The sequence below is a fragment of the Oscillatoria nigro-viridis PCC 7112 genome, assembly GCF_000317475.1.
GTDB lineage: Bacteria > Cyanobacteriota > Cyanobacteriia > Cyanobacteriales > Microcoleaceae > Microcoleus > Microcoleus nigroviridis.
In genome coordinates, this window is sequence record NC_019729.1 from 4,346,864 (window position 1) to 4,373,062 (window position 26,199).

A 26,199-nucleotide genomic window follows, 5' to 3' on the forward strand; every position below is an offset into this window, starting at 1 on the left:
TTCTGTACACATGAAGGCCTTCTGCTTTTTACAGATCGAGTGTCAAGTGGGAAAAAATGAATTTAACTCCTGAAAGCAAAGTCCTAGTACAGGGCATTACAGAATCTCCCGCGTCCACCCGCGCCGCCCTGATGATGAAAGCATACGGCACGAATGTAGTCGCCGGTGTTAGTCCCGGTCGGGGGGGGCTGGAAGTGGAGGGAATTCCGATTTTTGATTTGGTAGAACAAGCAGTCGCGGCAGTGGGTCACGTTGACACTGCGGTAATTTTGGTAGACGCTTACTCGGTGCTGGATGCGGCTCTAGAAGCGATCGCCGGAGGAATTCGGCAAATCGCGATCGTTACTGGCGGAGTGCCTCCTCTGGATATGGTGCACTTAGTCAGAAAAGCAGAAGCCACCGAAACTTTGGTAATCGGGCCCAACAGTCCGGGGATTATTGTGCCCGACAAAGTGCTGCTGGGAACTCACCCCAAGGAATTTTACACTCCCGGCCCGGTGGGAGTAATCAGCCGCAGCAGCACTTTGACTTACGAAGTTGCCCTAGAACTGACGGAGGCTGGGTTGGGACAGTCGATGGCGGTTTGTATTGGCTGCGACGCGATTGTCGGTTCTTCTTTTATGCAGTGGCTGCAAATTTTGGACGAAGACGACAGTACCGAAGCGATGGTTTTGGTGGGGGAAGTTGGCGGGTGGAGCGAACAAGCCGCTGCTTCTTACATCGCCTCGGCGATCGACAAACCCGTGGTTGCTTATCTGGCCGGCCGCTACGCTCCCAAGGGGCCGTCTTTGGGCCACGCCGGCATCCTGATCAGTTCTCGGGCCGCTGCCCAGAAAGCCTTTGGAGTTACGGCCCCAAACAAAATGGCTGCCTTTGAAGACGCGGACATACCTGTGGCGGCTAGACCTTCAGAGATTCCTAAGTTGCTCAAAAAATTGCTAAAGAAAAATTGATTGCTTTGGGAGTTTTCGCAAAAGTCGTAACCCTCTTGGGGGTTGGGATAGGGGTAGGGCGGGTTGGGTCTCAAAAGTGTCTCCAGAAGACCACAACAGCCGCTTCAACCCGCCCCTAGGACACATTTATGATTTTTTTACCAAAGCCCTCTGACCGGCGTCACAGGCTGCGGTGCGGGTGCTGGCAAGGGGGCGGCGCGGCGCGGCGCGGGAGGCGGAGTTGTGGGCTGCACGCTGCGGCGAGGTTCGATCGGACTTTCGGTGCGAGTTGTTTCAGTTGTGCGATTTGTCGATCGTGTCACATCTTGAAGCAGGCTTTGCAGAGTTCCGGCTATACTCTGAACTTTCCCAACAGCGGTGCGAAGGCTGGCAACATCTACGTAAACCTCGTTGAGAGGATACTTTTTCAGAATTTCCAGCAGCGATACCTTACCGTCGTCCCCGGATGCTAGGATCACCGCTGCCCGCAAAGCTTTTCCGCTTTCTGTGCGGCGCTGAGTCCGAATTGCTTGACCGATGTCGTCAGTGATTTTTTCTCCTGGGGTGCTGTAAACTACCCTGGCCAGATTAGCAGGCTTTAAACCAATTTCTAAACCCATGAACCCCCGCAGTATTTGCGCGTCCATTTTGGAGAACCGGATAATTTGTTGGAGGGTTGGCGTCGTCGTGCCGTTTTTAGCAAAGTCTTCTAAGTCGCCGATCTTGATGGCTTGTCTGATCGGGCCAAATGTGAGGACAACTTTTTCGGCCCCTAATGCTCTACTGCTGCTAGATAAGATGCTCCCGCTTGCTCCTAAAACTAGGGCAATGCCGATCGATACAAATTTTGTTAATTTCATATTCACCGCTACATTAAAATTATTTTTTCGAGATTTGTACATTTTTGTACATTGTACAGTATAGATGCAGCAGTTATATTCTACAAGGTCGCCAGTCTAATTTATGCCCGCGTCACACCGACAATCTCGACCGAGACTTTTTGTCGATCGTGACTTTAAGAATAAGTAACCACATCTACCGAAATCTTTTCGCTTCTATTCCTTCTGCCTTCTACCTTCTAAATCTCCAGCCTTCTATATCAGAGTGTCTTCCGCCTTCTACATAAGTGCCTTATAAAAATTATAGGAACTGCCCTCACGGGAGGACGTTCTTAATTCCACAAACATAAGGGATAGATTGCTTCTTCTTTCTCTCTTAGGCAACTAAATCCCTCTTCCTTCTTCCCTCCTTCTTCCCTCCTTCTTCCTGACATCCGTTACATCCGTTAGAGAATCCGTTGCCGAACTTCCTGACATCCGTTACATCCCGTACATTGCTCGTTGCCGAACTTCCTTCTGCTATATGTTGAAAACCAAGCGCAAATCCAAGAAATCCAAACACAAGCACAGCGAAAAAACAACAGCGCTAAGCAAAAAAGAAGTAGCTGCACAAAAACGCAAAATTTCAGAAAAGCGCAATGAAGTGGTGCAGGCGATCGCCCTAAGCTGCTTACTTAGCGTTGCTGTCAGCATCCCCCTGTTGTTCCTAGCCCGCCCTAAGATTGCTATTGCAGGAGGCGCAGCCGCAGCCATCTTGCTGCTTTCCTACAAATACCCCCGTCAAGCTTTGTGGGCTTTTCTAATTTACCTGCCTTTCAGTGGTACAATTACCTACGCAATTGGCGGCGGTAATGCTGCATTTCAAGTAGCCAAAGATGCTTTCTACATACCAGCCCTCATCGCCCTAATTCAAAGCTGCAAAAAGAAACAGTTGCCCCTGTTCATTCCCAAACAAATGCTTTCTACCTTCAGCATCCTGTTGATGATGGCAATGCTGACTTTAATTTTTGTCAACGGGGAGATGCAGCTCAACCCTATGAAGGGCGACAAACCAATTCTGCAAGGAATTCTCGGCTTAAAAGTATTGATAGGTTACATACCGCTGATTGCTTGTACCTATTATCTGCTCCGCACTAAGAAGGATTTAGTATTTTTTAGTCGAATGCACATCGTTTTGGCGATCGTTTGCTGCCTTCTCGGTTTGATTCAGTACCTGTTGCTGCAAAGTGGAAAGTGTGCGGGAACCAGAGGAATGACCGGAGCAGAATTATATAAAGCAACGCTGCAAGCTAGATGTTTTGTCGGCGGTTCTTTGGTGTTCAGTCCAGAAGTCAAGTTTGTCCGCTTGCCGGGAACTTTTGTCGCCCCTTGGCAGTGGGCGTGGTTTTTAATTTCTAATGCTTTTTTAACCTTTGCCTCTGCCTTTTGCGACCCTTCATTCTGGTGGCGAGTTATCGGTTTATTTGGCATGGCATTAGTATTTGCCAATGCAGTTATTTCCGGTCAGAGAGCGGCTTTAGTTATGGTTCCCCTTGGTACAGCAATCCTGCTAGTTCTCACCGGTCAATTAATTAATTTCAAACGATTTATTCCCATCGGTGCAGGACTGGCGATTTTGCTGTTTGTCGGTGCAGCTATTTACCCGGGAATTATCGAGCAGCGGTGGGAGAGTTTTGTTAACCGCTGGAATGCTGCACCGCCCCAGCAGTTTCTCTTTAATCAGTTCGAGCAAAGCCACAATTTTATCATTGACAGACCTCTCGGTAGAGGTGTGGGACGAGCAACTAATTCAACGCGAATATTTGGTGCCACGCAGCTAATTGAAACTTTCCAACCTAAGTTGATTTACGAACTCGGTTATCCGGGAATGATTGCTTTTCAGATCATGGTTTTACACTTGGCTTTTCTAACTTTTAGAGCTTACCGTTCTGTGAAAGACAAAAGTTTGCGGAGTTACGGAGCTAGTTTTTGGGTGTTTGTGGCATTTATTACGATCAATACTCAATATTATCCGCTGGATGTAGATCCAGTATCCGTGTATTATTGGGTTTTAGCTGGGGCGATTTTAAAGTTGCCCAAAATTGATAAACAGGTGCATGATGAAAAACACCAGGAAGTTGAGTCAAATGAATTGCAAGTTCACCAGGCATTAAAGGAGAAAAAAATCATTGCATCTTCCCCAATTTGAGAAGATTTTTGAGTTGTGAGTTGGGTTGATTCTTTCTTGTTCAGTAACCCGCTTTCGCTCCAAGGCGATGCAAAAATAGCCCGCACTTCTGGGTTTATCTGTGCTAAAATCCACCCCTACAGCATATTTTGGCTCTTAACTTTACTGCGGTTGCCAAACCGGATGGCTAGCATTCAAATCTTTGTCGTTGGTCAATTTAGTCAATGCCGAACCGTCCCGATTAATTACATACAAGTTGCTTGTGTCTCCTGGGATTTCGTTAAATATAAAAGCAATTTGCTGGCTGTCAGTAGACCAAGCTAATTCTGAAATTCCCGACGGTTTTAGCCTGGTAGCTAGTTGATTTAGCTGGTTCCCGTCAGCATTGATTGTGTAGAGTTTTTGATTGTTTAACTCTCCGGCGACGAAGGCAATAAATTTGCCATCCGGCGACCAGGAAAGTTCGTCGTATTTTCTGGGTTTTTGGGTGAGGTTGTTGCTTGTCCCCCGGTTAATGTCGAGCAGGTAGATATCTTGCTGTTCGCCTGCTGAATCGCCCGGTTTATTGTAATAGTAAGCAATGCGGCTGCTGTCGGGCGACCAAAATAGTTTGACGTTGTAAACCTCATGTTGCGGGTTGTTGGTCAAATTTTTGAGGTTGGTTCCATCGGCATTAATGGTGTAAATTTGCTGTTTCGGATAAGCGCCGAACAGGAAAGCAATTTTTCTGCGATCGGGCGACCAAACAAGCTGACTGCCGCCAGATATATATTCACCGGGACTTTTAGTTAGTTTGGTCATTCCCGAACCGTCGGTATTCATTTTGTAGATATTTTTATCCTTGACAAATGCTACCTGCTGACCGTCCGACGAAAGGTAAAATTCCGATGAAATTTCTGTTTTAGACGGATATCCTCCTACTTCCAAATTCCTAACTAATTTAGTGCCTTTAATGCCAGAAATGTCGCTTATATAAAGTGACTGACTGCCGGGAGTATCAGAGGTAAAACCGTCGCAAGAACGGGCAAAAACAAGTTTCTGACTGTTGGAAAACCAAACTATTTCAAAATTAGCTGCTTTGCAAGCATCCCCAGCAAACTGTTTAGTTAGTCGGGAACCGTCAGCATTGACTGTGTAGATGTCGGTGTCTCCGCTAACGAAAGCCAGCCGCTGGCCGTTGGGCGACTACACTAGGGTAGGGCTAACATCTATATTGGGTGCAAGTTCGCGGCGAACCCAACTGGTAGCATTGATGGCAAATAAATTGTTTTTCACCTCACTGCCGCGCCTTTGGAGGGCGGTAAACGCTAGTATCCTTGGTTTTTGGGCTGCGGGCGTTCCGGGGCCCTGAAGGCTCAAAAACAAGCTGATTAAGAGTGTTAGGGAGATGAGGACGATCGAACTAAGTCGCCATAATTTATTCAAAAGCATTTTGTCAATATCATCTCCTTACTTTTAAATTTTCACAGTCTTCAGTCCTCATATCTCCCACTTCTTAAAGTCCTGCGGGGATCTGGCAAATTCTAACTCCAAGCTATTACCCATGCCCAATTCGCTGTTTGCCCGATTCAAAGTGTTTGTCTGTCTATATGTCGCGACAGCCTCAAACTCTGTTTAATTCTGCCAATAATTAGCTCGAACATTTTTTTGCGGGACGGATTCTTGCTGCTGGGTGGCATCCCTAACTCGCAACACATCAAGTTCAAGTCAGTTGCACTCATTGCCAACAATTTTTGCCTCACCTCTTCTTCATTACCATTCTTAGCTTGTAAACGCAGTTCTTCATAAACTTCTAGAACATTTCTCGCCGATAAATTAGCAGTCTTATTAACATCAGCACCAGTGGAAATATCCGAATTTTTTGAAGCAGAAAGCCCTCCCCGCTTGACTTGAGTCTCAAGCCGGGTTAATTTTCGAGCAACGTCCCGCAAGATTTCCTTAAGTTCACCAATTTCCTCAACTAACCCCCCACTTTCTTGTTCTGAAGCAGCCAAAATTTCTTTTTTACTCATTTCAGATACTCCTCACACTCGCGCCATAGTTTTTCAAATTCTCTAACTAATTCTCGCGGCAGTTCTCCTTCATTAATCGCCCGTTTTAGCCCGACGCTTTCCCGAATCGTCGATTCTAAAAATCTAACTTCTATGTTATTATCTTTTGATATCTCATCGCAAAGTCTCTTTACTTCTCTCATGTAAAACTGAACTTCATTTGTCAGCAATCCTCCATAAATTTTAGCTTTATTCATAAAGACTGCTATCTTAGGAAACGGATAAGGCTCAATCCGTTTCTGGAGCGAGTTTAAAACTAAACTCAATCCCCTAGAACCAAAATAATCGGGATTGACGGGAATCAATATTAAGTCGCAGCAAGAGAGTACGCTGTAGGTGAGGAGACTGAAGGAAGGCGAACAGTCAAAAAGCATCAAGTCGTATTTGGGGAGATTGGCAGAGTTGGCGATTTTGCCGATGAATCTGCGGATGAAGTCTTTAACACTTTTTCCCTCAAAGCCATCGATATCCAACCAATACAATTCTTCAACAGAAGGGACAAAATGCAACTGTTCGTCAATCTGATAAATGGTGTCGAAACCAACGGGAAATTTAAAATTCTGTCCGGCTTTTTTAAAGACTTCTAGAGCGTCGTAAATTGTGAGTCTGTGCTTGAGAGATTTTTCGTACCACTTACCAAATTTGTCATCTAAATGACCTGTATTTTCGTTAAGTCCGATCGCCTCTGTGAGCGACATTTGCGGATCTAAGTCTAACATCAAGACTTCTCGGTCTGTTCCTTGGGATATAATATTTCCCAGACTCCAAGTGACGGTAGTCTTTCCGACACCGCCTTTGAAGTTGATTACGGCTATTGATTTAGGACTCATGGCTGGCTTTGTTTGGATTTTGCTCAAATATAAATTAAAACATATTGTGGCGGTTAGTCGATCGCGCGATCGCCCGTGAGAAGCCCGATGTGTTGATTGACATAAAAGGCAGACTATGATAGAGAAATAAATAATTAAATAAAACTATTAGCCATCCCAAAGGTGAACTAAAACACATATATTCTGGATTTAAGGAAAAGGAAAACGGCGATCAAATTCCCGATCCGCTTAATGTTGAAAAGGTTTTATCTAATCCGAATACTTGTGCTTCTCTAAGAACCTTATTTGCAAGGTGTTTAAAGGCTGTGGGGGAAACATTTACTGATAAATATCAGTTTCTCAGTCGAGAATTAAGTAAAAAAACCAAAACACAATTGGATAATATATAACTTGTTAAGTTCTGGCAGGTTTTTACTGCCGATAAAACGTAAGGTGCGCCTTACGCACCCTACAATTTTTTTTAGCGTTTCACCAGTAAGGTGCGCGTTGTGCACCCTACAAGTTGTTTTAGCGTTTGACCAACTTCTTAGAAACCTTCCGCAAGCGAATTGATTTCGGTGTTACTTCCACCAATTCATCCTGGCCGATGTACTCCAAAGCGCGCTCCAAACTCATGTCGATCGGCGCTTGCAATTGCACCAATTCTTCACCGCCAGAGGCGCGGTGGTTTGTCAACTGCTTCGACTTGCAAATATTCAACTCCATATCTTGATTTCGGTTGCTTTCTCCGATAATCATTCCTCTGTAAACCTTGGTACCGGGGGTAATGAAAAATACGCCTCGGTCTTCAGCATTTTGCAGTGAATAGTAGGTGGCTGTTCCTTCTTCAAAAGAAATCAATACTCCGTTGCGGCGGGCGACAATTTCTCCGCTGAGGGGGCGATAATCCAGGAAGCTGTGATTCATAATTCCAGCGCCGCGAGTCAAGCGCATAAACTCGCCTCGGAACCCGATCAAACCGCGGGCGGGAACTGAAAATTCTACTTGCGTGCGGCCGGTGCTGCTGACGTGCATATCTTGCATTTCTGCTTTGCGCTGACCGAGGCGTTCGATGCAGCCGCCGACTGCTTCTTCGGGTACGTCTAATACCAAACATTCATAGGGTTCGCACGGAGTACCGCCGACTTCGCGGTAGATTACTTGCGGCTGGGATACTTGGAATTCGTATCCTTCGCGGCGCATATTTTCGATCAGGATGCCGAGGTGAAGTTCGCCGCGACCTGATACGAGGAATTTGTCGGGAGAGTCGGTTTCTTCGACGCGCAAGGCGACGTTTGTTTCGAGTTCTCGCATCAGTCGATCGCGAATTTGCCGAGATGTCACCAAACTTCCTTCTTGACCGCAGAACGGCGAATCGTTCACCGAGAAAGTCATCTGCAAAGTCGGTTCGTCTACCTTGATTAAAGGCAGCGCTTGCGGGTCGTTCGGACAAGTAATTGTCTCGCCAATATACGCATCAGCAAAACCGGCAACCGCGACAATATTACCAGCCGAAGATTCTTGGATATCAATCCGTTTCAGCCCTTCAAAGCCCATCAATTTGCTGATTTTTGATTTGACAAGCGCGCCGCTTTCTGTGATTAAGACTGCTTGTTGGCCGACTCTAATTGTGCCGTTGTGGATGCGGCCGATGACAATGCGACCCACGTATTCGGAATAATCCAAGGTGGTAACTTGCAGTTGCAGCGGTTTGTTGGGGTCGCCTACGGGGGGCGGTACGTGGTCTAGGATTTCTTCAAACAGCGGTTTCATGTCCACTGCTTCCTCGTCCAAAGTTTTTTTAGCAGTACCGTTGAGTCCGGAACCGAAAAGATAGGGGAATTCGCATTGATCGTCGTCGGCGCCGAGTTCTAAGAACAAGTCTAAAACTTTGTCAATAGCTTTGTGGGGGTCTGCTTGGGGTCGATCGATCTTATTCACAAAGACGATCGGGCGCAGTCCTTTTTCTAGGGCTTTTTTGAGCACGAAGCGGGTTTGCGGCATCGGCCCTTCGTTGGCGTCTACGATCAGGAGACAGCCGTCAACCATGCCGAGAACTCGTTCTACTTCGCCCCCAAAGTCCGCGTGTCCGGGGGTATCGACGATGTTGATCAGGGTTTCTCCGTACCTGACAGCGGTATTTTTGGACAGGATGGTAATGCCGCGCTCGCGCTCGATATCGTTGGAGTCCATGACGCAATCTGGGATTTCTTCCCCTTCGCGGAAGATTCCGGACTGTCTGAGGAGGGCGTCTACAAGGGTGGTTTTGCCGTGATCTACGTGAGCTATGATGGCGACGTTGCGAATGGGAAGACTCATAATGCGTCTGGGACGTTAAACGGATTTAACTAAAGATTTCTTAATAATTGTAGCGCATGAAGTCAAGGGGCGATCGGGCGCGGCTTTAAGATTGGCATCTTGCCCGACTTACTGACTTTGACATTTGGTCGAGCTTAGGTATAATAAATACCAGTGTATGCCAATGGCGGCGGAGGCCGCTCGGCATCGCCATAGAGCTTACACGCTGATATATAGAGCATTTAACTTGAGCTGAGCAGGGTCTTTCTATTGTGTAGGAGTTAAATAAAGTGGTAACAATTATCACCAGGGCTAACGAGTCGCTGTTTCAACAAGGCCAAATCACCTATCAAGGCCGATCTTTAGATGAAATAGTAGCGTTGTTTCCTAATTTCCTCGATCTAACTCTTGACTCTATAGAAGATGTAATAGGTATTTATTTCAAAAAAGAGGACAATATTCGGAAAGCTAAACAACTCAGAGTGAGTTCGCTTGATAAAACAGCGACGCAAATAATCATTCGGTTTTCTATTGTATCGGATCTAAATATTTCCTCGGGGGATTTTTACCAACGTCTCCGGGGACAAATGATCGGGGAAGGAGCGATCGAAAAAGGTGCTTATTTACCTTTCTGCTGTGTGCTAGATAGCGAACAAATGAGAGCTGTAATGAAACTACCAAACCCCGGGAATTTAACTATAAAAAATGAAATTAACTTGTTGAAAACTCGAAGTGATTGGGGGAGTATATATAACAAGTTACCCCCCCTAGATGGTCTCAATCAGCACCCGCTATGGACAGATGCCGAAATCTTGAGCGAAGTCGGATTTGCCTGTGGGAAGCTAGCCGAGGTTTCGGTAGAAGATATTCCTAGAAAAGATCCAGAAAAAACTGAATTTTTAAATTGCAAGAGTAAGTATCGCCGTGAAGCGGAAATGTTGCGCCAGCGGTGTGTCGAATTAATGCCGAATAATCCTACTTATTTAGCAAATTTAGCATATTTACACTATCAGAATGCGATGGAACTAAAAACACCTAGAAATAGGCGTGATGGAAAACTTCGACAAGAGGCAGAGCGAGCGATCGAATACTACGATATGGCAATTTCTTTAGCTCCTAATCGCATCAAAGACCACTACCGAAAGGGGTATTTACTTGCAGAAGTCCTACCTAACACCTATTGGAAAGAGCGAAATTTAGAACTTGCAAAACAAAAACGTCTAGAAGGAATTGAGTCTTTCGAGAAAGCTCTCCAAATTTGGGAATCACTAGATCCTAGCAATCCACAGCAAAACCGAGAGCGCAGCCGTTGTCGCAAAGAATATATCAAGTCGCTATACAGCATCGGATCTACCTACTATCAAATGATTGTCAATGAGTGGGATCGAGCAGTTTTTGCATTGAGATTGCGTCACAATATTCGTGAGGAAGATTGTATTACTTACGTTCCCAAAGATTTAGAAAATGCCAACAATGCGTGGCGATATTTCTATAAGTGTTGGGAATATGACAGGCCGGAGGGTGAATCTCCCACAACTACAATAAATGGTGTCTGTGAGGGTGTTGATAAGTTGTATTCTCTCGGGAAAACGGCATTTGTTCAATACTGGATTTTGAGCGGTTACGGTCAGTCAGACAAACCAGAAGCTATTGATTATCGCGACCACGCGGAAAAGTATTTAGTTCAGTCGCTCAACTTGCCTCGTTCTCAGGAAAAGCCAAGGCAAAAAAAAGATTATATCGCTGAAAGGCTGGCAAGACTTTACATCACCAAAGAAGAGTATGCAAAGGCTATTCAAATTATTGAAAAGTACCGAAATAGAAAATTAGACTCCTATGTAATTCATACTTTATCTCTGGCATTAATATTATCAGGTAGAGCGGAGCAAGCAGAAAAAGAATTACAAGAAGCGCTAAAGGACAAAGGAAATGTAGATCAAACAACTTCTAAGTTTTTAATGGGTTGCTCTTTTTTGGCAGCGGGTAAATTAGACTTGGCCAATCAAGTATTTCAGGAACTAAAACAGGAAAAACAAAAAGATATATTTCTGATTGGAGAAGCATTTGCTGTGGCGAAGTTGAACAGAACAGCAGATGCGATCGAGTGTCTGAGGCAAGCTAATGAAATGAATCCTTGGCGGCTCTCTGTAGGTAAAATTTTGGAGCAGTTGTCAAAGGGAAAGGTTCGCGCCGTGAAACCCTCTAGATCGCAAAGGGCATTAGATTTGGAAAGCTGTAGGGACGTAGATGTGTACGATCGTCGCGAGGGCGAGAGATTCGAGGACTATCAAGCGTATAGAGCGGCAAGGGAGGCTGTTTTCGGCTACGATGCCGACGATACAGACGAGACTTTTGAAGAGTATTTGGATACTCATGGATATTAGTAGATTCAATCTCCTTAGCTCCGTCAAGGCTTGTAGTCCTTAGAATCAAAGAGCCCAATTTTTCTGCTGGCTACCTCACAGAGATACTTGAGGAGGAAGAAGGAGATTTGGAATTAGGAATCATGCGAAAAGCACTTCGAGATGTATTTGAGGCTCTTGGCGAACCAAATATGTCTGCTGAAGAGGCCTCATTGCATCTGGAAAAATTAGATGTTTTGTTGTCGCAGAATGGAAGCGCCACAATTTATGCTTTAGCAAGTTGGCTGAATGCTCTGGGATTGAAGTTAACTGTTGCGGTTGATGAAGGGGATAAAGGGGAAGAGAAAGATTCTGTTAGTGCTGCTGAATTGGCGGAAGTTGGTAATATTTGATTTGGGGCGATCGAGCTTTAAGCTATTAATTAGACCTTGACGGCCCTCGAATGCCGATCGCTGAAGGAAGTAGCCGATCGCTCTGGAGTATCCTACAATACTGTTAAAAGTTATGCCCGATCGCCCGGTACGGCAATGGCTGACATCGGTGCTCTGCTGAAATTGGCCGGGACGTTTGATGTGTCGATCGAAGAATTGTTGGATTTTGTCAATTTGTAACAAATTACACTTAAAATAAACCAGCGCCTCCAGCGCCAACCAGTTCGACCTCGCAAGGACGATCGACTGTGGGCCCAAGCAACAGATGCGAGAGTTGGCGGATGGGACGGGGCGAAGTCAGAAAGAGATGATATATTCTCAGCGGCAATTGTAGCTGTTCGATCGCCCATATCGGTCTACAATTTTTAACGTTGAGCCTTATTGAAGTGCAGGAGTGGAGCTGGCTTGGATAACGCTAGTCTGTCAAGAAAACCCCCGCAAGCCTCGGAGCTTGTCGCCGACGAAATTCCAGAAGCAGTGCGAGACCATCCATACCCAGAAGCAGGCCAGAGTCAGTCCAAAAAAAAAGGGCTGATTTGGAAACTGCTAGGCTTGGCTGCCTTAGCCTGTGGGGTCAGCATCTGGCTGCACCTCAACTTTAACTTGTTCTCAGCCACCAGTCAGGCAGAACAAACTCAACAAAACCCAGCATCGGTGAGTTCCGCGTCTCCCTCGGTTGCCAGTCCAGCTACCAACCCAAAAGCCGGCACCGCCCCCGCAACCCCAGACAACCTGCTAGGACACTTGCCGTACCCAGAAGCACCAGCCAAGGACTTGGTAGGCGTCACCCCCGACGGTAGTGTCAAACTCCGCACCTCAGCAGCAGCAAAATATCAGGAAATGGCCAACGCCGCAGCGGCTTCAGGCATCTACTTCGCTCCCATATCCGGCTTTCGCTCTCTCGAAGACCAACAGCACGTATTTTTTGACGTGAAAGCCGAACGCAGGCAAAACGCCAGCAAGCGAGCCGAAGTCAGTGCCCCTCCAGGTTATAGCGAACACCACACCGGTTACGCGATCGACATCGGCGACGGCAGCGCCCCGGATACCAACCTCAGTCCCAGTTTTGAAAATACCCAAGCATTCAAGTGGTTAGAAGCTAACGCCGTAGCCTTCAGCTTTGAAATGTCCTTCCCCAAAAACAATCGCCAAGGCGTCAGTTACGAGCCTTGGCACTGGCGGTTTGTGGGCGACAAGCAAAGCCTCGAAACTTTCTACAAAGCTCATTCCATGAATAAGTAGAAGTCAGTTGACAGTTGACAGTTGACAGTTGTCAGTTGTCAGAAGGAAGGCACTACACGGATAGAAGGATAATAGACTCTCCCACTCTCCCACTCTCCCATTCCCTCGCTCCTCCACTCCCCCACTCCCCCCCACTCGGTTGAGCCAAACTCGTGATTGCAATCTATCCAGGCAGCTTTGACCCCATTACCTTCGGTCACGCAGACATTATCGAGCGGGGATCTAAACTGTTCGATCGGGTAATTGTTACCGTAGTCAAAAACCCCAGCAAAACCCCTCTGTTCACCGTAGAGGAACGGCTCGAGCAGATCCGGCGCTCTACCCAACACTTGCCAAACGTAGAAGTAGACAGTTTTGAGGGTTTGACAGTAAACTATGCTAAGATTCGACAAGCCAAAGTGCTGCTGCGGGGGCTCCGGGTACTAACAGATTTTGAAATGGAACTCCAGATGGCCCACACCAATAAAACCCTTCTGGGCGAAATTGAAACAGTTTTTTTGGCAACTTCTAACGAGTACAGCTTTTTAAGTAGTAGTGTAGTTAAAGAAATAGCCAAGTTTGGTGGCTCCGTAGATCATCTTGTTCCGAAACACGTCGCCCTAGATATTTACAAATGTTACGCCAGCAGGAACCAACTCGCATCGAACCCGACAGTACCGGCCTCCGCACTGAGAACGAACCACCTCAGAACACAGCCGCCTTCGGAGATCCCACCCGAACCGCAGGAGTAGACATCCAGCGGGAATTGAACAGGCTTGAGGAAATTGTTCTCGACAGCCCGCGAATTCCTATGACCAGACGCACTCTGGTGGATGAAGAACAGTTGCTCGATCAGTTAGACTTGGTGAGGCTAAATTTGCCGATCGCCTTTCAGGAAGCCGAGACGATCATCCGGCACAAGGACGACTTGCTTCAAGAGGCGGAACTTTACGCTCAGGAAGTGATAGAAGCAGCAGAACAGCGAGCCGCAGAACTTTTAAATGATATGGGCCTGCTCCAGCAGGCGAAGATAGAAGCAGATCAGTTGCGACAGCAAGTTTTGCTCGACTGCGAGGCAATTCAGCAGGCGACGCTGGCGGAAGTCGAACAAATTCGCTACCAGGCTCAAGAGGAATTGGAAGAGATGAGAGTCAGGGCGATGGCTGAATGCGAGGAAATTCAAAACGGAGCCGACGATTATGCTGACCAAGTGCTCGATAATATCGAGCAGAAGCTCAGCGATATGCTGCGCGTGATCCGCAACGGGCGCGATCGGTTAGATAGTGTTTCTGCGTCGCACATCCATCACAGCAACGGTTAGCCAACAGTTAACTCATTGCTTGAACCTTGATAAAAATCTACCTAAATTAGGTAGATTTTTTTTTGAGGAATAGTCTCTATAGTCTTTATGCCTCAATCCCAGCACTCGGTGACTTATTTTTGCCGACATAAGTTTTGTGAAGAGGGAGCAAATATAAAATTTTATGCTAAAGTTTGGTGAAAACTGATCGGACAAAAAATTCCTAATTTGATTCAAATTTTTACAATCTAATTTTTACCATGCAAAAAGTTTCTAATCGGTTCGCTGAATTTGATTTGATCCGAGCTTTAGCGATCGTCAGTGTTGTGATTACTCATGCTGGGTTCTTCACATTTCGCGATCGGAGAATTTTATTTGTGGCGATCGATACATTTCAACTGTTCTGCGTACCTGCATTTTTACTGTTGAGCGGTTTTTTTCTCACCAACAAACTGGAAAATCAAAATAATCCCGCACTGGTAGTTAAAAAAAGACTGTCAAAAATTCTACCCCCTTATCTGTTTTGGTCAGTAGCTGTGTACATCTTAAATAATTTGGGAGAAATCGAAAAATTTGATTTACTTTCATTACTCAGAGATATCTTGACGGGTTCAGTGATGCCTCCCTATTACTTCATCGTTGTGATTGTTCAATGCTACGGCTGGTGGTGGCTTCTCGTGAAATTAAAATTTTTAGAACCCAGAAAAGTTTTGGCTTTGGGCTTAACAATTCAAACAATTTTTACAATCTTCTTCTACTTAACCGCTTTCCAATACATATCAATACCTCTACCTTTGATGGAGCGCTGGATTTTCAGTTGGATTTTGCCATTTTCAACTGGTCTATTTTTGGGCTTTTCCTATGACAGATTTCAACCCGTTCTAGAACGTAGAAAAATACCAATTTTAGGGGCAACGATCCTTGTTTATCTCGCTAGCATTTGGGAATATTACCTGATAAGTGGAGTTAATTCGGAGGCATGGTTTCTCCGATCGTTTTTTAAACTATCTGCTCAAGGATACGCAATTTTGTTCGTATTATCGATCCTCGCATTTTCTAAGAGTATCGCACTTCCCAGTAGAGTATCTGGGTTAGTCAAAATATTGGCTGCTTACTCATTCCCTATATATCTCCTGGATTCGACAGTAGTGAAATATGTGTTGTTAGTGTTTTATAAGTTTATTGACCCGGTAAATCCACTGCTGAAACTCGGCTTTTTAGTTATGGGGACTTTGTTAGGTTGTTGGGCGATTATTTACCTCTTGGAAAAAGTTTTGCCCAATAATTACAGGCAGTACATTTTGGGAATTTAATCAAATTTTGTGTTTCAGCGGATGTCTTCATAAAACTGCTTGAGATACCTTGGGGAAACGCCAAAACCCCACAAAAAACCAATCGCAAGATAGATCGCAATAGCTTTAAATTCACCCCAATTCGCAACTCGACGATCGCTACTTTCCACTACCCGATTGACTAACTTAAGTCTCCCCCGTCGCACTAACTTCAAACACAAATCTGCTTCCTCCATAATTGGCAGCGCAGCATCGAAACCCTCGCCTTCCCAAAAATCGGTACGGCGACAAAAAATAACTTGGTCGCCAAACAGCAGGCGCAATCCTTGGAAAAATAAATGAGGTCGAAATAACAGCGGCGCGTAATAAGTTTTCAGGTAATTGTGGAGGGAAAAACCCCATCTTGTTTGCTGCGAACCAGCCATCAGGGAGATAAACCCGCCGCCGACAATTTCGGCATCGGACAATGTTTTCTGGATGACTGCTACAATGTCGTCGGGAACTAAAGTATCGGCGTGGAGAAAGCACAGAATTTCACCGGTGGCGACTTGAGCACCTAAGTTCATTTGCAGGGAACGTCCGGCTGTACTGCTAGAAATAACGCGGATGCCGGCGGAAAGTGCGATCGCCGCTGTGTCGTCTTGACTGCCGCCGTCTACCACCAACACTTCCCAAGCGGGAGGATTAAGGATGCTGAGTTGGCGGAGGGTGCGTTCCAGACAAGTCGCTTCGTTGAGGGCTGGGATGATAATAGAAACGCGATCCATCTGGTTGAAATTTATGCCAGATCTATTATAATAAAAAACTGTGGCGATTCACAACTAACGATAAAATAAAACTTACGCGCGCGGATTCATAAACCCGTTGTCTGCCTGCGAACTTGTAAAGAAACCTCGGTTTTTTCACATAAATTAGGTTGATTGGCGTCCTATAAAACCAAGAAAACGTGCAATCGCCATCTATTTTTTCCACTAATCAGGACTGAGAAAATCGTGCCGAAAACAGAAGTAAAAAACGATCTAGAATTTTACGACGAAAATGCTGATAATTGGTGGGACGAAAATGCTAAAATTTATGCTTTATACCATCTAAACAAACCCAGATTTGAGTTTTTCGACAGACACGCGACTAATTGGCAAGGGCTGAAAACCTTAGATGTCGGGTGCGGCGGCGGCTTTTCTTGCGAGTTTATGGCCGAGAGAGGTGCTGTGGTTTCTGGAATAGATCGATCGGAGAAATGTATTGTAGCAGCTCAAAATCACGCAGTTACCAGCGGTTTTGAGATTGACTACAGGCAAGGTTTTGCCGAAAATATGCCCTACGATGACAATACCTTTGATGTTGTAATCTGCGTGGATGTTTTGGAACACGTGGCCGATTACAAAAAAGTTGTGTCTGAGGTTCACAGGATTCTCAAGCCTGGGGGACTGTTCTTTTTCGATACCATCAACCGAACTTTTTCCTCGCAAATTGTGATGATTGGACTGATGGAAAATACATTGCAGGAAATTAAGCGGGGCGTTCACGATTGGGACAAGTTTATTACCCCGGAGGAACTGTCTGCGGTAATGCGCGATACGGGTTTTGGAAATATTGAAATCAAAGGTTTTGATATGTTTGGAGAAATGGGCGCTATTTTAGCCCAGATGCACGGTTTTTGGGGGAATTTTACAAGTGGAAAGCAGCTATTTCCTTCAAGGAAAAGTTTCCAACAAGTTTCTCAAGTGCTAATTTCTAATATAGCTAACTATTTTGATTACAAAAAGTCTGGGTTGTTTAAAATCCAAATCAATGAGGATACGTCGATTATGTATGTTGGCGTTGGGGCGAAGAATTAGTCAGTTAATTGTTAACTGTTGTCATTAGGGGCGAGTGGGAGACGGATTTTGGCGATCGACAAATCCGGCTAAAACCCGCCTCTATTGCATTTTTTAGGGTACGCAGGCCGCGGTACACCTTATCCTGTGGAGTGCATACAGATATTCCGTGGAGACACGGCACGACGCCGTATCCTTATTGCGGGCAATTGAGAATTGCTATATTGGCGATCGCACTACAAATGTAATTTTAAAAACTAATTGCAAATAATTACTAACTATTTTTGAGGTTAAGCCCCGGCACCGCGCTGTCCGATCGTCCAAAAACACCGCCCATTGTGAATTTGGGGCTGCTTGTGCTGAGTTTCAACCTAGGTTGACCGCCTTTTGTAACAAATCTTAATGATTAACTCTTGACAATTTCTCTAAATTGCATGGTAGCTTATTGAATATAAATTGCAATAAGTGCCGGAAGTTAACAGTACCTGGAGGTCAATCACCGTGACAGCAGCAATAGTTTCCGCATCCGCCGATCGAATCAGCGACGGACAACCCGCCGACAGCCAAAAACTGATGAGTTTGGGTAAAAATTCCGAAATACCTGACCTCGATAACTCCAAAGATGTAACCCTCGCCGTCTTAGAAGGAGTGGCGACTCTCACGGTGTGCGATCGAACAGTCACTTTAAAACCGGGAGTATTTGTGTTTATACCCGCCGGCATCCCGCGCAGTCTAAAAGTACAAACGACCCTGAATTTGTTACTAATTGACTGCGAACCAGACCCCGATATCAGCGAGTCAGCTTGGTTGATGAATTTTCAACTTTAACCCGATGAAAAAACAGTGTCCTTGCTGCCTTGACTCCCTGATTTCTCAGGTTTGCCACAACCGTGTCTACTGTTTTTGTCTGAATTGCAGGCAGGAAATGCCAAATCCTGACTCAAAACAAATAAATTTTAAACACTGTCAAGTTTCACCTTCGGAGTAAAAATGTCAAAAGCAATTGGTCTTTTCTACGGAACTACAACTGGGAAAACAGAGTCGGTAGCTGAAATGATTCGGGATGAATTTGGCGGCAATATCGTAACCTTGCACGAGATCGGCAGCGTTGAAAATGATGATTTTGCCGAATACGAATGTCTGATTATCGCTTGTCCGACTTGGAATATCGGCGAACTGCAAAGCGACTGGGAAGGCTTTTTTACCGAACTAGATGATATTGATTTTAGCGGCAAAAAAGTAGCTTATGTGGGAACTGGCGACCAAGAAGGCTACCCGGATAATTTTATGGATGCCATGGGGATTCTGGCTGAAAAAATTTCCGAACAGGGCGGCGAAACAGTCGGTTATTGGCCGATAGAGGGCTATGATTTTAATGAATCTAAAGCCGTCGTTAATGGCAAGTTTTTGGGTCTTGCTATTGATGAAGACAACCAATCAGATCGGACGGAATCGCGCATCAAATCTTGGGTATCTCAACTCAAGAAAGAATTTAGCTTGTAGACTGAACGGTAGCAGGGTGAGTTTTGTAATTAGATAATTTTAGGCAATCAAAATTACGGACTCAACCCGCCCCGAAAATCTAGCAGATAAATTATTATTGTTAACAACTCGCTCTCAAACTTAAAATAGATGAAATTTAGTTCAGATGACGTACTTTGGTTAAGTGTAAGTCCCAGTTTGCAATTCTTCGATCGATCGCTGCTTTCCTACTTAAATGATTCTGTACCAGTGCAAATATGGGAATACCAACAAACTGAAGATGAAGCTTGTTCTTTAGATATGGCAGTTGAACTTTTGCACGAGTTTTTAACAGGGCGCGATCGCCCAATTCATCTAATAGGCCACAGTACCAGCGGATTAGTTGGTTTAATGTATGCGCGCCGCTATCCTCACAAAGTAAGTTCTTTGGGGCTTTTATCTGTCGGTGTGCCATCTGCTATTAATTGGCAAGCACATTACTATACGTATCTTTCAGCTTTTCCCTGGAGCCGCAAACAAGTTTTGAATCAAATAGTATGCGATATGCTGGGATGCCAAAATAAAATTATCAATCAAAAATTCATATCATATTTTGAGGATGACTTAGCCTTTTCTCCTTGTCCTCACTCCTTATTTAGGATTAGTAATCCCCGCGAGCAAGGTGTAGAAGTACCTTTGTTAATATGCAGCAGCAAAACAGATTTTCTGGTATCTCCTGTTGTCATGCGTCGCTGGTCGAAATTTCTTAAAAAAGGCGATCGGCTTTGGGAGTGTCAAGACGGTAGGCATTTCTTTCACCACTTCTATCCAGAACAAGTCGGCGAAGAAATACTTAATTTTTGGCTATCTATACCCAGCCGCCAAGTAATTATAAATTATAAATTTTAGGTCGCATTTGCTATTTTTTATACCGAAACTTTATGTGTAAATACTACATTAATGTCGGTAATTCCGGGCAATTTTTTCAAACCTGCTTATACTGTTTTGGCGCAGTTGCCCAGTTTTTCCCGCCAATTTTAGTTTGTATAGTTTTGAGGAATGGAGTTTGAGTTATCATCAGTATCTTTTGGAGATTTTAGAATATTTGTAAAAAATGTTGAACTTATATTAAGATGTTTGAGTAAAGAGTATGCTAATTTTATTGGATTTATTAATGAGTTTTTGTGAAAAAACAGCAGAGGTGCTCTTGACGCAGAGGAAGGTGATAGTGTATTAAACAGGAATGATTGGCAAGGATTATAAAATATTTTAACATCAGGTTAAGAAACTCAGGCTTGGGCTGGGCAGAGGGATACTAAGTATCGATCGAATTTTAATGACTCGCCCCAACTCCTCAAATAGCGATCGAGCAAGCCTATATACTTAAATGTTAGGGCGGACAAAGTGGCATCGCCCCTACCGATTCACAATTTATCAAGAATTATGCCAGCAAGTTTTCTGCCAAAATCGATCGCACAACTCACAGAATCTACCTCAATAGCCTTAGCCCAAAGCATTCAACGGGAGGCAATTACAACTCCCCTATCTTCTGAGCCAATTGCCACAACCTACGTGCGCCAAGGCAGCGGCAAAACACCGATTTTGCTACTTCACGGCTTCGACAGTTCCTTGTTTGAATTCCGCCGCCTGTTGCCGCTGCTAGCTGCCGAAAATGAAACTTGGGCGGTTGATTTGTTGGGTTTCGGGTTTACAGAAAGATCGGCAGGTTTGGCATTCAGCGCGAGGGCAATTGAAAGTCACCTCTACTATTTCTGGAAAACGCTAATTTCGCAGCCTGTAATCTTAGTGGGCGCTTCAATGGGAGGTGCAGCAGCAATTGATTTCACTCTCAATTATCCCGAAGCTGTAAAACAATTAGTGTTAATAGATAGCGCAGGTTTTGCCATCAGTTCTAATAAGGGAAAGTTTTTAATTCCTCCTTTAGGGTATCTGGCAACTTCATTTTTACGCAATCCAAAAATTCGCCAGCGAATTAGTGTCAATGCTTATTTCGATAAAAATTTGGCTTCTGTTGACGCTCAAACTTGTGCTGCTTTGCACTTGGAAATGCCTAACTGGAATCAAGCTTTAATTGCGTTTACCAAAAGTGGCGGTTACGGTGGTTTTGGGGAAAAATTATCGCAAATTCAGCAGCAGACGCTGATTTTGTGGGGAAAACAAGACCGGATTTTGGGGACGGCGGATGCGGAAAAGTTTGCAAGGGCGATCGCAAATTCTCAACTAATTTGGATATCAGACTGCGGGCACGTTCCCCACTTAGAAAAGCCACAGATTGCCGCGCAGCATATTTTAGAATTCATCACAAAAAGCGTACTCACGCAAAAAAATTAAACCTAGGGTGCGCTGTGGCGCACCTGACATATATGGTTTCCCTGGCAAATTTGGTAGAGTTTGAGGTTAAATAGACAGGTTTCAAACTTTCGGCAAATACTTTTGTACGATCGTCCATCCTGTGAGCAACACAGTCACAAATCCCCCAAACAAAGCCAAATTAGTGCCGATGTGGAGGGGACGCGCCCAAGGCTGTTTAGGGCCAATTTGCAGCCCGCTTCCAACAGAAACCAATACCAAAGCAACAACAGCTAATCCTGCCGGTAAATGAGCCGAGTGACCCAAATTGCCGTAGTATCCCAGCGTACCGACTACACCAATTCCCAGCAGTAAAATTACCAAAGTTGCCATCCCCGCACCAGTCCCCAAATGAAAGGGACGCAGCCACTTTGGGCGCTGCTGTTTGGTACTGCGGGCGGCAAACATCCAGGTTCCAGTAACGGCCAGCAACAGGTAAGCTAACAGGGAAACACCCATTGACCAAGCCGCTATTTTCCACAACCACAAAAAAGAAGGCAGATTCATGATTTAAACCCCTGATTAGGGATTTGCAACAAAGGTATTACTCCGATTTTACCTGGACTTGAAAGCAAACAAGAATAATTTTGAGAGAAAGTGCGATCGGACTATCCACAGATTGCATCAGTCTTACCTTGAAGTCAAACCCACTTTCTCCGATACTCAGCTTAATTGACGCTGGAGATTTGTGGCTAACCTTTTTAGGAGCCACCTTTCCATTCTAGCTGGCTGGTTTTGCTCTCCATGAAAGGCATTTTATAAAACCCTAATTTTTGTTCTAAGATTAATCGGAAAAAAGGCAGACCTTCAATCAAATATCTTTTCCACAACCTTCTCGGTTCACTTAACAGTCGGTACGCCCATTCTATGCCGACTTCGCTCATCCATTTGGGAGCTCTGGCTTTGCAGCCCGCTTCAAAATCAATGGTTGCACCTACTGCTAAAAAAATTTTGACGTGTGTTAATTTGCTCCTGTATTTAACCAGCCACTTCTCTTGCTTGGGCGCTCCCACTCCTATGGCCAGAACTGTCGCTCCTGATTTATTGATCGCGTCAATTATTGTTTCACATTCTTCCTCATTTTTTTCAAAGCCAAAAGAAGGAGAAAGTGCTTCAACCACTATTTCTCTACCAATTTTTTGGTTAATTTTTTCCTGGGCTTTCTTAGCAATACCTTCAGCAGCTCCTAGCAAAAATATTTTAATCTTCTCGTTATCTTTGTGATACATATAAAATGCCGGGAACAAATCCGAACCTGAAATCTTTTCTTTGAGAGGAGTACCCAAAAACTTGGAAGCATACATCAATATTTGACTGTCGCAGACTCTATAAGTAGATGTATTGTAAGCATCATAGAAGTCGCGGTCATACTGTAATTTAATCAAGTGGTCTACATTGGGTGTAAATACGACACCACCTTCGCCGTCGAGTTTTTCAAACAACTCTGTTATTGAGAAGTTATCTATCGAGACATTCAATAAATTAACTGTTTTCATTGATTATGCCCTTCCCGGTTTATATTAAACTACAACTCAAACTATTATAACCCACAATACAATTTCGTGTTTTAACTAAGTGGGCGCTTCTATGAACATACTTTTCTCAGTATATCCTCCTAGACCCTACCTGTATAGTCAGGATTTTTAAAGATTATGTAAAGAATGATCTCGTTTTATAAAAAGTGTATAAAGCCAATTTTTAAGTTTACAACTCGCAACACAGTTTCACTAAAAAAGCCATCCCGGCTAATACTTGTTGAAGCAGGGCAAATGAATGTAAACAAGAGTTGATGAGATTAAAATTTTAGCCTAGTGAGAAATATCTCGCAACTTCCGAACTGGATTTCATGCAAAAATGGTATATTTTGTAGTTTTTGTCTTTAGGGAAGGCAAGATATTTTCAAGCTTGAAGTGAAGCAGCGATCGCCTTCGTGAAAATCATCCTGATTTTTGGTGAACCAGCGACTGTCTTCTTGGTGGCAAACTGGTTTTCTTGGCCTTAAGACTTTCTGGAGCTTTTAAGACCAGACCCGATATTCCTCCAGCAATCATCGCAAAAATCGGGTTAGTCATAGCGTTCAAAACACAGTCAAACACGTACATAGTTAAGGCTACTCCCAGGGCGGCAGCAGGCGCTACTTTGGGATTAGACCAAGTTCTGGCGGGATACTTGAACACGCAAAAGACGATAACAGGAAGTAACAATGAAGAAAATAAACTAACTAAACCGACTGCACCGTTGATGCCAAAGGCAATAATCCATAAGCTGTCGGTGACCGAGATATCTTTACCGTACGCGTCGTACACGCGGTTTCCGCCGGAATCCCCCCAGCCAAAAAGAAATCTTTGCCGCGCTTTTTCCCCCAATATCTCTTCATTGTCAAATCTAAACTTCAGAGAGGCGGCTCGTTCTTCGCCAAATATTTGAGTGATAAAATCAATCACGTCTTTGCTCGAAAATTGACCCGATACAGCCATGTACAGATAAAACACTATATATCCAATTATAAATAGCAGGGGCAAAGAGGTGCGAAACCACTTGGCCGAGAATAATACGAGTAACCCCATTACAAATAAACTGTATGCGCCAGTAGAACGGCACAAGAAAAAAGCGATAGTTAATATAATTGCTAAAGTCTTGATGTTGCGGCCCATAAACTTTTTGATCGCCCCAGTTTGCCAAAGCCAAACTCCGACTAAGGCGGCTGTCATCATCCACACGCCCACCATCAAACCGTGCTGCATAAATACTACCGGTCTCCACCCCCCCAAACGCCTTGCTTGACCCCAGTCCTCAAAGGCATTGACGCCGTAAATCATTTGGTGCAGAATTGGGCCCTTAACACCTTCAATTAAAGTAAAAGGAATGTAGGCTAACCCACCAGCAAAAACCCCGATCGCCAATTGTCGCAGCCCGTCTAAATTACCCACATACAAGCGTCCTAACAAATAAGGCAGACCCCAAGTAACGATTTGGTTGACAGTCGGAGAAATCGGGCTGCCGCCATTACTAACTTGTGAAACAATTGGACACAAACAGTAAATTAGCATTGGCACGTCCAGCCAACCGGGCTTAAAAGAGGTGAGGCGCGGAGTATCGTAGATAAGAGTCCCCAGCAAAATGCCGTAGCAAGCTGCGGTGATTTTGGTATACGGTGGCAATGAGGGGATGGGATAAGAAGCTTGCGGTAAAAACAGCCACGCTGCCACAAAACTTATAATTACCGCCCGCTGAGCCGGAAACCTCACAAACAGGTAAAAAACGGCTGGAATCAAGCCGAACATAGCGAGTGGGATTAATGCAACCATAGGTCTTTTTTGGCAGTAAAATTGTAGAAAGACAACTCAAATTGCCGGATAAAAATTCTCACTTAAACGATCGCCCCACCCCAATCTTTTAAATCCACCTCAATTTTATGTCTTGTTCGTTAATTGTGCCTGACGTTCCAAAGCAGCGTACAGTGCCGCCTCGAAGAGATTAGTTGCATCCTCCCAAGTATAATTGATCACCGTCTCCAAAGCAGTCTCTGACATGGCGCGCCATTCGGCATCAGGCAACTGACAAATCTGCTCGATCGCTTTTGCCATATCCTCTGGGTCTTCTGGCTTGACAAGTATGCCACCCCCGCCAGCAAGTAGTTCCGGAGCCGCACCTGCTGGAGTGCCGATGACTGGAGTGCCACAAGCCATAGCTTCGATAATTGGCAAGCCAAAGCCTTCGGATCTGCTGGCAAACAGCCAAGCATCGCATTTGCTGTAAAATTCTTTTAGTTGGTCTTGAGCAGGTTCCTTATTATACTCAGTACCATCAGGCAGCACATTGGGAGCAGGAGTATCGCCCCCGCCACCAAAGGCAACTAAACGAAGGTTAGGAATTTTTTTAGCAGCTATAGAGAAAGCTTTCAGGGCAATATCGCAGCCTTTCCAAGGAGTTGTAGTATAGTACATCCCGACTGTGGGAACTAATTGCTTGCCTCGCGGCTGCTTCGATCGCGAGTGGGGGTCGTAAAACTGTTTGGTGTCCACCGTAGGAGGGACGAGAGATACAGACAAATCGCCGTATTCATTCCGAGCTATGTCGGCCAGCCACTGGGCCACAGCGATTTTGTGCATCGGCAGCCGCCAAGTTGCCTCTACTCGACCTTTTGGTATGTAGTCAAAAGCCTCATAATGTTGGAGAAAATATACTTTCGTTCCTTTGCTGGGGGAGAGTTTGGCCACCCACTCGGCAGTTTCCCACCAAGTAGCCATGACAATATCGGCATCAGGTACGTCAAGGTCGGTAATTGGACGGTAGGTTTCGAGAACTCGAATTTCGACATCCACTTTATCAAAGTGAGACTTTGGTGTCTTGGGAGCGGACTGCCAACCCCTACCTCTGAGCAGCGATCGCAATTGTTCGATCAAAGTCGGTTGCGACACGGGCGTAGAGACGATAAATATTTTGTGTCCTCGCTTTTGCAGCAGTTCTGTGTAGATAGATAACACCCTCATACCACCTGTAAGACTCAGGTTAGGAAGGACAAAAGTAATTTTCATGAATAGATACGGAAGATGGATACTGGTTAAAACTCCTCCATAACAGCAAGTTCGCACTTACCAGCCTCTGTTTAGCTTTTCTGCGCGGTGCGGCTCTTTGCTGGAGGCGATCGTAACTCGATAGTAGAGCCGATCTTACTTTGTGGGCAGGGACTTTTCCCAATTACAAATCGGGAGATGTTTGATGACAAGACAAGTTTAACCTGTAACGGAGCCAGCCTTAAAACCTCCGTTGCACTCTGGTTCAGATTTGGGCAGATCAATTTATAACCAGTATTCCCTCGTCGGCGCGGTCAGAATTCGCCTCTAG

At 44.9% G+C, this 26,199-nt stretch carries 26 protein-coding genes; 15 read left to right on the top strand and 11 right to left on the bottom strand.

The window, feature by feature from the left end:
- Positions 1-56: 56 nt before the first annotated feature.
- Positions 57-953, top strand: coding sequence for a succinate--CoA ligase subunit alpha (locus tag OSC7112_RS18285; protein ID WP_015177289.1), 897 nt, complete (start codon positions 57-59; stop codon positions 951-953).
- A 137-nt stretch (positions 954-1,090) separates the two neighbouring features.
- Here OSC7112_RS18285 and OSC7112_RS18290 read toward each other — a convergent pair whose 3' ends face one another.
- Positions 1,091-1,792 carry an alpha/beta hydrolase gene (locus OSC7112_RS18290; RefSeq protein WP_223300640.1) on the bottom strand — a complete coding sequence of 234 codons (702 nt, stop codon included), beginning with the start codon at positions 1,790-1,792 and terminating at the stop codon, positions 1,091-1,093.
- A 502-nt stretch (positions 1,793-2,294) separates the two neighbouring features.
- On the opposite strand from OSC7112_RS18290, the gene hpsL reads away from it, so the two are divergent.
- Entirely contained in the window at positions 2,295-3,959 is a 1,665-nt protein-coding gene (gene hpsL / locus OSC7112_RS18295) for a hormogonium polysaccharide biosynthesis protein HpsL (protein ID WP_015177291.1), read from the top strand.
- 141 nt (positions 3,960-4,100) lie between these two features.
- Here hpsL and OSC7112_RS18300 read toward each other — a convergent pair whose 3' ends face one another.
- The 5 genes from OSC7112_RS18300 to typA form a co-directional block, all read right to left on the bottom strand.
- Positions 4,101-4,865 (bottom strand): TolB family protein, encoded by a 765-nt coding sequence (locus OSC7112_RS18300; protein ID WP_015177292.1) that lies wholly within the window; start codon positions 4,863-4,865, stop codon positions 4,101-4,103.
- A gap of 258 nt (positions 4,866-5,123) precedes the next feature.
- Entirely contained in the window at positions 5,124-5,363 is a 240-nt protein-coding gene (locus OSC7112_RS18305) for a hypothetical protein (RefSeq protein WP_150111557.1), read from the bottom strand.
- Between the two features lie 143 nt (positions 5,364-5,506).
- Complete coding sequence (locus tag OSC7112_RS18310) at positions 5,507-5,950, bottom strand: hypothetical protein (protein WP_015177294.1); 444 nt, start codon at positions 5,948-5,950, stop codon at positions 5,507-5,509.
- Entirely contained in the window at positions 5,947-6,819 is an 873-nt protein-coding gene (locus OSC7112_RS18315) for a ParA family protein (protein WP_015177295.1), read from the bottom strand. The genes OSC7112_RS18310 and OSC7112_RS18315 overlap by 4 nt, the downstream gene beginning before the upstream one ends.
- A gap of 507 nt (positions 6,820-7,326) precedes the next feature.
- Positions 7,327-9,117, bottom strand: a complete 1,791-nt coding sequence (gene typA / locus OSC7112_RS18320) for a translational GTPase TypA (protein ID WP_015177296.1) — start codon at positions 9,115-9,117, stop codon at positions 7,327-7,329.
- Between the two features lie 269 nt (positions 9,118-9,386).
- Here typA and OSC7112_RS18325 point away from each other — a divergent pair, with 269 nt between their 5' ends.
- The 7 genes from OSC7112_RS18325 (at position 9,387) to OSC7112_RS18350 (ending at position 15,724) form a co-directional block, all read left to right on the top strand.
- On the top strand, positions 9,387-11,480 hold the full coding sequence (locus OSC7112_RS18325; RefSeq protein WP_015177297.1) for a tetratricopeptide repeat protein: 2,094 nt from the start codon (positions 9,387-9,389) through the stop codon (positions 11,478-11,480).
- Between the two features lie 122 nt (positions 11,481-11,602).
- Entirely contained in the window at positions 11,603-11,851 is a 249-nt protein-coding gene (locus OSC7112_RS18330) for a hypothetical protein (RefSeq protein ID WP_223300641.1), read from the top strand.
- Positions 11,852-11,887: 36 nt separating this feature from the next.
- Positions 11,888-12,070, top strand: a complete 183-nt coding sequence (locus OSC7112_RS18335; protein WP_015177298.1) for a helix-turn-helix domain-containing protein — start codon at positions 11,888-11,890, stop codon at positions 12,068-12,070.
- Between the two features lie 225 nt (positions 12,071-12,295).
- Positions 12,296-13,132 carry a M15 family metallopeptidase gene (locus tag OSC7112_RS18340; protein WP_015177299.1) on the top strand — a complete coding sequence of 279 codons (837 nt, stop codon included), beginning with the start codon at positions 12,296-12,298 and terminating at the stop codon, positions 13,130-13,132.
- A gap of 152 nt (positions 13,133-13,284) precedes the next feature.
- Positions 13,285-13,863 (top strand): pantetheine-phosphate adenylyltransferase, encoded by a 579-nt coding sequence (gene coaD, locus OSC7112_RS35920; RefSeq protein WP_071883994.1) that lies wholly within the window; start codon positions 13,285-13,287, stop codon positions 13,861-13,863.
- Positions 13,746-14,432 carry a hypothetical protein gene (locus tag OSC7112_RS18345; RefSeq protein ID WP_015177300.1) on the top strand — a complete coding sequence of 229 codons (687 nt, stop codon included), beginning with the start codon at positions 13,746-13,748 and terminating at the stop codon, positions 14,430-14,432. Before coaD ends, OSC7112_RS18345 begins: the two co-directional genes overlap by 118 nt.
- Before the next feature lie 239 nt (positions 14,433-14,671).
- Positions 14,672-15,724 carry an acyltransferase gene (locus OSC7112_RS18350; RefSeq protein ID WP_015177301.1) on the top strand — a complete coding sequence of 351 codons (1,053 nt, stop codon included), beginning with the start codon at positions 14,672-14,674 and terminating at the stop codon, positions 15,722-15,724.
- Positions 15,725-15,738: 14 nt separating this feature from the next.
- Here OSC7112_RS18350 and OSC7112_RS18355 read toward each other — a convergent pair whose 3' ends face one another.
- The gene (locus OSC7112_RS18355; RefSeq protein ID WP_015177302.1) at positions 15,739-16,470 is read right to left on the bottom strand and encodes a TIGR04283 family arsenosugar biosynthesis glycosyltransferase; all 732 of its coding nucleotides are present in this window, start codon (positions 16,468-16,470) and stop codon (positions 15,739-15,741) included.
- Positions 16,471-16,695: 225 nt separating this feature from the next.
- Here OSC7112_RS18355 and ubiG point away from each other — a divergent pair, with 225 nt between their 5' ends.
- From ubiG to OSC7112_RS18380, 6 genes are all read left to right on the top strand, one after another.
- Positions 16,696-17,541 carry a bifunctional 2-polyprenyl-6-hydroxyphenol methylase/3-demethylubiquinol 3-O-methyltransferase UbiG gene (ubiG, locus tag OSC7112_RS18360; protein WP_015177303.1) on the top strand — a complete coding sequence of 282 codons (846 nt, stop codon included), beginning with the start codon at positions 16,696-16,698 and terminating at the stop codon, positions 17,539-17,541.
- Positions 17,542-17,549: 8 nt separating this feature from the next.
- On the top strand, positions 17,550-17,768 hold the full coding sequence (locus tag OSC7112_RS39905) for a hypothetical protein (protein WP_190274232.1): 219 nt from the start codon (positions 17,550-17,552) through the stop codon (positions 17,766-17,768).
- Between the two features lie 253 nt (positions 17,769-18,021).
- A complete protein-coding gene (locus tag OSC7112_RS18365) occupies positions 18,022-18,348 on the top strand; it encodes a cupin domain-containing protein (RefSeq protein ID WP_015177304.1) in 327 nt (108 codons plus the stop codon).
- Between the two features lie 162 nt (positions 18,349-18,510).
- Entirely contained in the window at positions 18,511-19,023 is a 513-nt protein-coding gene (gene fldA, locus OSC7112_RS18370) for a flavodoxin FldA (RefSeq protein WP_015177305.1), read from the top strand.
- A 129-nt stretch (positions 19,024-19,152) separates the two neighbouring features.
- The gene (locus OSC7112_RS18375) at positions 19,153-19,890 is read left to right on the top strand and encodes an alpha/beta fold hydrolase (RefSeq protein WP_015177306.1); all 738 of its coding nucleotides are present in this window, start codon (positions 19,153-19,155) and stop codon (positions 19,888-19,890) included.
- A 534-nt stretch (positions 19,891-20,424) separates the two neighbouring features.
- The gene (locus tag OSC7112_RS18380) at positions 20,425-21,333 is read left to right on the top strand and encodes an alpha/beta fold hydrolase (protein WP_041622612.1); all 909 of its coding nucleotides are present in this window, start codon (positions 20,425-20,427) and stop codon (positions 21,331-21,333) included.
- Positions 21,334-21,414: 81 nt separating this feature from the next.
- Here the strand turns inward: OSC7112_RS18380 and OSC7112_RS18385 are convergent, their stop codons facing one another.
- The 4 genes from OSC7112_RS18385 to OSC7112_RS18400 form a co-directional block, all read right to left on the bottom strand.
- Complete coding sequence (locus OSC7112_RS18385; protein ID WP_015177308.1) at positions 21,415-21,858, bottom strand: DUF4079 domain-containing protein; 444 nt, start codon at positions 21,856-21,858, stop codon at positions 21,415-21,417.
- A 194-nt stretch (positions 21,859-22,052) separates the two neighbouring features.
- Entirely contained in the window at positions 22,053-22,847 is a 795-nt protein-coding gene (locus OSC7112_RS18390; RefSeq protein WP_015177309.1) for a WecB/TagA/CpsF family glycosyltransferase, read from the bottom strand.
- 441 nt (positions 22,848-23,288) lie between these two features.
- On the bottom strand, positions 23,289-24,659 hold the full coding sequence (locus OSC7112_RS18395) for a hypothetical protein (protein WP_015177310.1): 1,371 nt from the start codon (positions 24,657-24,659) through the stop codon (positions 23,289-23,291).
- Between the two features lie 105 nt (positions 24,660-24,764).
- A complete protein-coding gene (locus OSC7112_RS18400) occupies positions 24,765-25,889 on the bottom strand; it encodes a glycosyltransferase family 4 protein (RefSeq protein WP_015177311.1) in 1,125 nt (374 codons plus the stop codon).
- Positions 25,890-26,199: the final 310 nt, after the last annotated feature.

Coding starts and splice junctions, on each gene's coding strand:
- OSC7112_RS18385 (WP_015177308.1), bottom strand. CDS start 21,858: ATGAATCTGCCTTCTTTTTTGTGGTTGTGGAAAATAGCGGCTTGGTCA.
- OSC7112_RS18350 (WP_015177301.1), top strand. CDS start 14,672: ATGCAAAAAGTTTCTAATCGGTTCGCTGAATTTGATTTGATCCGAGCT.
- OSC7112_RS18285 (WP_015177289.1), top strand. CDS start 57: ATGAATTTAACTCCTGAAAGCAAAGTCCTAGTACAGGGCATTACAGAA.
- OSC7112_RS18315 (WP_015177295.1), bottom strand. CDS start 6,819: ATGAGTCCTAAATCAATAGCCGTAATCAACTTCAAAGGCGGTGTCGGA.
- OSC7112_RS18330 (WP_223300641.1), top strand. CDS start 11,603: ATGCGAAAAGCACTTCGAGATGTATTTGAGGCTCTTGGCGAACCAAAT.
- OSC7112_RS18355 (WP_015177302.1), bottom strand. CDS start 16,470: ATGGATCGCGTTTCTATTATCATCCCAGCCCTCAACGAAGCGACTTGT.
- OSC7112_RS18395 (WP_015177310.1), bottom strand. CDS start 24,659: ATGGTTGCATTAATCCCACTCGCTATGTTCGGCTTGATTCCAGCCGTT.
- OSC7112_RS18310 (WP_015177294.1), bottom strand. CDS start 5,950: ATGAGTAAAAAAGAAATTTTGGCTGCTTCAGAACAAGAAAGTGGGGGG.
- OSC7112_RS18390 (WP_015177309.1), bottom strand. CDS start 22,847: ATGAAAACAGTTAATTTATTGAATGTCTCGATAGATAACTTCTCAATA.
- OSC7112_RS18380 (WP_041622612.1), top strand. CDS start 20,425: ATGCCAGCAAGTTTTCTGCCAAAATCGATCGCACAACTCACAGAATCT.
- OSC7112_RS18375 (WP_015177306.1), top strand. CDS start 19,153: ATGAAATTTAGTTCAGATGACGTACTTTGGTTAAGTGTAAGTCCCAGT.
- OSC7112_RS18290 (WP_223300640.1), bottom strand. CDS start 1,792: ATGAAATTAACAAAATTTGTATCGATCGGCATTGCCCTAGTTTTAGGA.
- OSC7112_RS18345 (WP_015177300.1), top strand. CDS start 13,746: ATGTTACGCCAGCAGGAACCAACTCGCATCGAACCCGACAGTACCGGC.
- hpsL (WP_015177291.1), top strand. CDS start 2,295: ATGTTGAAAACCAAGCGCAAATCCAAGAAATCCAAACACAAGCACAGC.
- typA (WP_015177296.1), bottom strand. CDS start 9,117: ATGAGTCTTCCCATTCGCAACGTCGCCATCATAGCTCACGTAGATCAC.
- fldA (WP_015177305.1), top strand. CDS start 18,511: ATGTCAAAAGCAATTGGTCTTTTCTACGGAACTACAACTGGGAAAACA.
- OSC7112_RS18400 (WP_015177311.1), bottom strand. CDS start 25,889: ATGAAAATTACTTTTGTCCTTCCTAACCTGAGTCTTACAGGTGGTATG.